Annotated in this window: 6 protein-coding genes; 5 read left to right on the top strand and 1 reads right to left on the bottom strand. The window is 72.0% G+C overall.

Annotation, left to right across the window (positions count from 1 at the left end):
• Positions 1-61 precede the first annotated feature (61 nt).
• Positions 62-1,060 (bottom strand): DUF4439 domain-containing protein, encoded by a 999-nt coding sequence (locus tag ACFRCR_RS15210; protein WP_377678688.1) that lies wholly within the window; start codon positions 1,058-1,060, stop codon positions 62-64.
• Between the two features lie 222 nt (positions 1,061-1,282).
• Between ACFRCR_RS15210 and rimP the strand changes: the two genes are divergently transcribed.
• The 5 genes from rimP (at position 1,283) to rbfA (ending at position 7,100) form a co-directional block, all read left to right on the top strand.
• Positions 1,283-1,831, top strand: a complete 549-nt coding sequence (gene rimP, locus ACFRCR_RS15205) for a ribosome maturation factor RimP (protein ID WP_377678687.1) — start codon at positions 1,283-1,285, stop codon at positions 1,829-1,831.
• Positions 1,832-1,834: 3 nt separating this feature from the next.
• Positions 1,835-2,941, top strand: a complete 1,107-nt coding sequence (nusA, locus tag ACFRCR_RS15200) for a transcription termination factor NusA (RefSeq protein ID WP_377678686.1) — start codon at positions 1,835-1,837, stop codon at positions 2,939-2,941.
• Between the two features lie 6 nt (positions 2,942-2,947).
• The gene (locus ACFRCR_RS15195; RefSeq protein WP_377678684.1) at positions 2,948-3,286 is read left to right on the top strand and encodes a YlxR family protein; all 339 of its coding nucleotides are present in this window, start codon (positions 2,948-2,950) and stop codon (positions 3,284-3,286) included.
• A gap of 221 nt (positions 3,287-3,507) precedes the next feature.
• On the top strand, positions 3,508-6,432 hold the full coding sequence (gene infB / locus ACFRCR_RS15190; protein ID WP_377678682.1) for a translation initiation factor IF-2: 2,925 nt from the start codon (positions 3,508-3,510) through the stop codon (positions 6,430-6,432).
• A 194-nt stretch (positions 6,433-6,626) separates the two neighbouring features.
• Positions 6,627-7,100 (top strand): 30S ribosome-binding factor RbfA, encoded by a 474-nt coding sequence (gene rbfA, locus ACFRCR_RS15185; protein ID WP_191795606.1) that lies wholly within the window; start codon positions 6,627-6,629, stop codon positions 7,098-7,100.
• Positions 7,101-7,175 lie beyond the last annotated feature (75 nt).

Raw genomic sequence — 7,175 nt, 5'->3', positions numbered from 1 at the left:
CCCGGGAGCGTTCGTCGCTCCCGGGCCCGGCCCGTCTCGTGCTGCGGTGTCCAGCCGACCGTCAGCCGGCCGCGGGTGTCTGCGGCGCCTGCTCGGGCAGGCCCGGGAACGCGCTCACCGCGGCGCCCCAGCCGATCGCGGCGAGGTTCGCCTCGATCAGCAGGTCGACGAGAGGCAGACGCGTCCCGGTTCCTGCCTCGCCCGTGAGCGCGGCGTACGACTGTGCGAGCGAGGTCTCGAGCTGCGCGGCGAGCTCCGGCGTCTGGACGTCGGACGGGATCGTGTACGCGACCCGGCGGGGGTCCTGCGGCCCACCCGCCGTCCCCGCGGCCTGGGCCCACGCCTCGGCCCGCGCGCGGTGCAGCAGGGCGCGTCCGAGCGCGGCGTCGCGCAGCTCGCCGTCGGCGAGCGCCGCACGGACCTCGTAGGCGTACCCCGCGGCGTCCTCGGCCTCGACGATCGTGGACAGGTCGGTCGCGCTCAGGCCCGACGGCGCGGCCTCGGGGACGAGCAGCCCCGTGGGGGTGGGGAGCGAGTCGGGCAGGGAGGTGCCCGTCGTCGCGGCCACCTGGCGCGCCGAAGCGTCCTGGGACGCCGCGATCGACGTGACGAGGCGCGCGAACGGCCCGTCCTCGGTCTCGTCGGTCACCCCGCGGAGCGCGACGGCGGACGTCGCGAGCGCCTCGACGACCTCCGCGGGAGTCGCGGTCGCCGGAGCCGTCGGCCGGTCGGTCACGTCGGTCGTGGGCTCGTCGGCGGCAGCGTCGGGCTCGGGGAGCCCCGAGTCGTAGACGCCTCCCAGCTGTGTCACGTGCTCGTCGGCCTGGGTGCTCGTGCTCGCCAGGGCGTCGAGGGCCGCCTGGTCCATGCCCGACGGCGTCGCGGCCGCCGCGTCGGCGAGGTCGCCCACGAGCAGCGCGCCCTCGACGGCGACGCGGCGGAGTGTCTCCTGGGCGTCCGGGACGGGCTCGGTCGGGGGCGGGTTCTCGAGCCGCAGGCCGCATCCGGCGACCACGAGCAGCGCGAGCGACGTGACGATCGCCACCACGCCACGGCGCACGACGGGGCGCCCCGGGGCGTTCGGCCGTGGAAAACGTGACGAAGCGGACGCTGAGGCGGTGTCCGGGTGGTTCGGACGGTGCGGGTGCGGAGCAGGTTCGGCAGTCATCGAGGGTGATGATGTCACGTTCGGCGTGGGTGAGTCGTTAGGCTGATCCCGTACAACAACACACCGGTCGAATCCTTGCCCGGTGGGCAGTGGGAGCCGACGGGAGACCGAGAGATGAACAAGGCGAAGCAGGCCGGGGCGGACAGGGTCCGCCGGGTCGTGGAACCGGTCGTACAGGACGCGGACCTGTACCTGGAGGACGTGACCGTCACCCTGGCCGGAAGCCGCTCGGTCGTCCGCATCACGCTGGACCTCCCCGAGGACGCCCTGGGCAACCTCGGCCTGGACCGTGTCGCCGAGGTCTCGCGCGACATCAACGCCGTGCTCGACACGTCGAACGCCTTTCCCGGCGCCTACACGCTCGAGATCTCGACCCCCGGAACCTCTCGCCCGCTGACCGAGCTGCGCCACTTCAAGCGCGCCCGTGGACGCGTCGTGCGGCTCGCGCTGCAGGACGGCGGGACCGTCGAGGGACGTCTTGCGGACGTCGAGGACGGGAACCTGCTGCTCACCGACGCCCCCGTGGAGTCCGTCGCGCTCGCCGACGTGGTCCGTGGGGCGATCCAGGTCGAGCTCAAGCGCGCCCTCGAGGTGGACCTCGGCCCGGAGATGGCTGTTGACGCGAATCCCGGGGCCGACGCCCCGAACGACGAGGAGGTCTGATCGATGGACATCGACATGAGCGCGCTGCGCCTGCTGGAGCGCGAGAAGGACATCAGCCTCGACATCCTGGTGGCGGCGATCGAGCAGGCGCTGCTCTCCGCCTACCACCGGACCCCGGACGCCTATGCGCGGGCACGGGTCGAGCTCGAGCGCCGCACGGGCCACGTCACGGTCTGGGCCCGCGAGGAGCTCCCGGCCGAGGAGGACGAGGAGCCCGAGCTCGACGAGGACGGCCAGCCGGTCCGGCGCTACAAGGCCCCGGTGTTCGGGCCCGAGTTCGACCACACGCCCAAGGACTTCGGTCGTATCGCGACCGCGACCGCCCGCCAGGTGATCGTGCAGCGCCTGCGTGACGCCGAGGACGACCAGATCCTCGGCACGTTCCGCGGCAAGGAGGGTGAGGTCCTGGCGGGCGTCATCCAGCAGGGCAACGATCCACGCATGGTCCTCGTGGACGTGGGCGGCACCGAGGCGCTCCTGCCGCCGCACGAGCAGGTGCCGACCGAGGACTACGTCCACGGCGAGCGCCTGCGCGCCTACGTCCTGGACGTGGCGCGCGGCATGAAGGGCCCTCAGATCACGCTCAGCCGGACCCACCCCAACCTCGTGCGCAAGCTCTTCGAGCTCGAGGTCCCGGAGGTCGCGGACGGCTCGGTCGAGATCATGGCGATCGCCCGCGAGGCCGGCCACCGGTCCAAGGTCGCGGTCCGCTCGCGCGTCGCGGGGCTCAACGCCAAGGGCGCCTGCATCGGCCCCATGGGTGCACGCGTCCGCGCCGTCATGGCCGAGCTCCACGGCGAGAAGATCGACATCGTCGACTTCAGCGACGACCCGGCCGCGTTCGTGGCCAGCGCGCTGTCGCCCGCGCGTGTGACGTCAGTCACCGTCGTGGACGCCGAGGCTCGCGCCGCCCGCGTCGTCGTGCCGGACTTCCAGCTCTCCCTCGCGATCGGCAAGGAAGGGCAGAACGCCCGGCTCGCCGCGAAGCTCACCGGCTGGCGCATCGACATCCGTTCGGACGAGGTCGACCACGCCGGAGCGACGAGCGCTCGTGCCGCGGAGGCCTCGGGCGAGGGGGAGGAGTCGGGCACCGGTGACGGAAACGGGTAACACCAGGTGAGCGGGCGCGCTAGACTGTCCTTGACTGGGCCACGGGTCCGGACACCGTCACACGACCCTTCAGGCGCTCACGCGCCCGTTCGAACGTGCGTCGGCTGCCGGGAACGTGACCTGCGGTCTGTTCTTCTCCGCCTCGTGGTGGACCAGCCCGACGTCCCGGAGCCTCGGCTCCTCGTCGACGTCAGCCGGTCGCTCCCGGGGCGCGGCGCCTGGCTCCACGATGCTCGGCGTTGCCTCGAGCTGGCCGAGCGTCGACGAGCCTTCCCCCGGGCCCTGCGTCTCGCAGGTCCCGTGGACCTCGCCGAAGCCCGAGCCCATCTCGACAGGGAAGGCTGACCCGTCGTCAGTCATCGCCAGTCATCGTCAGTCGGCGGTCCCGGTCGGCGGCGCACCACGCGTCGCGACGGCCGAACCGCGCCAGTACCGCACGAACACCGCACGAATCGTCGACAAGGAAGCGGGTTAGAAGCCGATGGGCACCCGATGAGTACCCAGCGATGAGCACCCAGCACTAAAGACGGTCCTCCCTGTTTCGGGTGGGCCGAGACAGGAGAGTTGTGGCAAAGGTCCGCGTCTACGAGCTCGCTAAGGAGCTCGGGGTGGAGAGCAAGACCATCATGACCAAGCTGACGGAACTCGGTGAGTTCGTCCGCTCGGCATCCTCGACCATCGAACCGCCGGTCGTCCGCAAGCTGCGCGACACTTTCCCGGCCGGTGGCACGGAGAGCGCAAGCGCTCCCGCCAAGCCCGCGCCGGCACGTCCGGCAGCCCCCAAGCCCGTGCCCGCAGCAGAGGCCGCCCCGGCGCCCGCTGCTCCGGCCCCGGCCGCCCCCGCAGCCCCGGCGCCCGCCGCACCCAAGGCTCCCGCACCGGCCCCCGCCAAGGAGGCCGCGGCGAGCCCCGCGTTCGTCGAGCCCGCCGCCGAGGCCAAGAAGCCCGCAGCACCGGCGCCCGCACCGGCTGCCGAGCGCAAGCCGTCGGCATCGCCCAAGCCGGCCGGTGGCGGCAACGCCCCCGCGCCCGGCCCGCGTCCCGCAGCAGCCCGCCCCGGTGGGTCCGCTGGTGGCGCACGTCCTGGCGCCCCGCGCCCGGGCAACAACCCGTTCGCCTCGAGCCAGGGCATGCCGCGTTCCGGCTCCCCGCGCCCGGGCAACAACCCGTTCGCCTCGAGCCAGGGCATGCCCCGGCCCGGTGCGCGTCCGGAGCGCGCCGCGGACCCCGCGGCCAACGCGAACCCCGCAGCAGGCAGCACGGAGCGTTCCGGCGGACCCCGTCCCGGTGGTCCTCGTCCCGCCCCGCGTCCTGGTGCGCCTCGCCCCAACCCGGGCATGATGCCGGGTCGTACCTCGATCGGTCGCCCCGGTGACCGTCCTGCTCCCGGCGGTCGTCCGGGCGGTGGCGGCGGTGCAGGTGGCGGTCGCGGCGGCTTCGCCGGTCGTCCCGGCGGCGCCGGTGGCGGGCCCGGCGGCGGTGGCGCTCCCGGTGGTGGCGGCGGCTTCGCCGGTCGCCCCGGTGGTGGCGGTCGTGGTGGTGCCGGTCGCGGCAGCACGCAGGGTGCGTTCGGTCGTGCCGGAGGGCGCCCCGTCCGTGGGCGCAAGTCGAAGCGGGCGAAGCGCCAGGAGTTCGAGCAGATGCAGGCCCCCTCGCTGGGTGGCGTGCAGGTTCCCCGTGGGAACGGCTCGACCGTGGTGCGCCTGCGTCACGGCTCCTCGCTCAACGACTTCGCCGACAAGATCGACGCGAACCCCGCGAGCCTCGTGACGGTGCTGTTCCACCTCGGTGAGATGGCGACCGCCACGCAGTCCCTCGACGAGGACACGTTCGGTTCGCTCGCGGCAGAGCTCGGCTACGTCATCGAGATGGTCTCTGCGGAGGAGGAGGACCGCGAGCTCCTCGGTGCCTTCGACATCGACCTCGATGCCGAGCTCGAGGGCGAGGGCGACGACGAGCTCCAGGCTCGTCCGCCCGTCGTCACGGTCATGGGCCACGTCGACCACGGTAAGACGCGACTGCTCGACGCGATCCGTCAGACCGACGTCATCTCGGGCGAGGCCGGCGGCATCACCCAGCACATCGGTGCCTACCAGGTCCGTCACGAGCACGAGGGCGTCGAGCGTCCCATCACGTTCATCGACACCCCGGGTCACGAGGCGTTCACCGCCATGCGTGCCCGTGGTGCCCAGGTCACCGACATCGCGATCCTCGTGGTCGCGGCCGACGACGGCGTCATGCCCCAGACGGTCGAGGCGCTGAACCACGCGCAGTCGGCCGGCGTGCCGATCGTCGTCGCGGTGAACAAGGTGGACAAGGAGTCGGCGAACCCGGCCAAGATCCGCCAGCAGCTCACCGAGTACAACCTGGTGGCCGAGGAGTACGGCGGCGACACCATGTTCGTCGACGTGTCCGCGAAGCAGAACATGGGCATCGACGCGCTGCTCGAGGCCGTCCTCCTCACGGCGGACGCCTCGCTCGACCTGCGCGCCAACCCGGACAAGGACGCACGAGGCGTCGCCATCGAGGCAAACCTCGACAAGGGCCGCGGCGCCGTCGCGACCGTCCTGGTCCAGTCCGGCACGCTGCACGTCGGGGACGCGATCGTCGCGGGCACCGCCCACGGCCGCGTCCGTGCGATGTTCGACGAGCACGGGAACAACGTCACCGAGGCAGGCCCCGCCCGCCCCGTCATGGTGCTCGGGCTCGCGTCCGTGCCCAGCGCCGGTGACACGTTCCTCGTGGCACCCGACGAGCGCACCGCTCGTCAGATCGCCGAGAAGCGCGAGGCCGCCGAGCGTGCAGCCCTCCTGGCCAAGCGCCGCAAGCGCGTCAGCCTCGAGGACTTCGCCCAGGCGCTCGAGCAGGGCAAGGTCGAGACCCTCAACCTGGTCCTCAAGGGCGACGTGTCGGGTGCCGTCGAGGCGCTCGAGGACGCGCTGCTGCAGATCGACGTCGGCGACGAGGTCCAGCTGCGCATCATCCACCGCGGCGTCGGTGCGATCACCCAGAACGACGTCAACCTGGCGACCGTGGACAACGCGATCATCATCGGGTTCAACGTCAAGTACGGCGAGCGCGTGGAGGCTCTGGCGGAGCGCGAGGGCGTCGACGTCCGCTTCTACTCGATCATCTACCAGGCGATCGACGACGTCGAGGCTGCGCTCAAGGGCATGCTCAAGCCCGAGTACGAAGAGGCACAGCTCGGCACCGCCGAGATCCGCGAGGTCTTCCGTTCCTCCAAGTTCGGGAACATCGCCGGTTCGATCGTCCGCTCGGGCGAGATCCGAAGGAACTCCAAGGCCCGTGTCCTGCGTGGGGGAGCCGTCGTCGGCGACAACCTCACGGTCGAGTCGCTCAAGCGGTTCAAGGACGACGCCACGGAGGTCCGCGAGGGCTTCGAGTGCGGTATCGGCCTCGGGTCGTTCAACGACCTGCAGATCGGCGACACGATCGAGACGTTCGAGATGCGGGAGAAGCCGCGTAGCTGACGTACCTCTCCGCTGACGCCTACCCGTGAGGTGTGGCGGGTCTACCGCGGGCCTGACGGCTCGTGCCAGACCCACCACGACCCGCCACACCCCACGGTCCGGCGTCGGCGGAGCTTTTCGTTCACGCACGTCGCCTGACGGGGCCCACCGTGGGCTGCAACCCCGGGGGCTCACCCTGATGAAAGGACTGGACCATGGTCGACAAGCCCAGGGCTCGGAAGCTCGCTGACCGCATCAAGGTCATCGTGGCGCAGATGCTCGACACCCGGATCAAGGACCCCCGTCTCGGGTTCGTGACCATCACCGACGTGCGCGTGACCGGTGACCTGCAGAACGCCTCGGTGTTCTACACGGTCTACGGCAACGACGAGGAGCGGGCAGGGACCGCCGCGGCGCTCGAGAGCGCCAAGGGGATCATCCGCTCCGAGGTCGGCAAGCAGACCGGCATCCGGCTCACGCCGACGCTCGAGTTCCACCTCGACTCGGTGCCGGACACTGCGGCCCACCTCGACGTCGCCCTCCACGAGGCGGCACGTCGCGACGCCGAGCTCGCCGCGCTGCGCGAGAAGGCCACGTACGCCGGCGACGCCGACCCGTACAAGAAGCCTGCCGACGACGCGGCCGAGGCCGACGGGTCCGCGGACTCCGACGAGGTCGCGCCCGCCTGACGGCGAGCGCTCGCACCCCCCGAGCGATCGGGTGGGTGCTGCACCGCGAGCACACGGAACGGCCGGTCCCTCAGG

Origin of the sequence: Oerskovia sp. NPDC056781 (assembly GCF_042789955.1) — a bacterium.
Taxonomy (GTDB): domain Bacteria; phylum Actinomycetota; class Actinomycetes; order Actinomycetales; family Cellulomonadaceae; genus Oerskovia; species Oerskovia rustica.
This window is presented reverse-complemented; position numbering and strand designations above follow the sequence as displayed.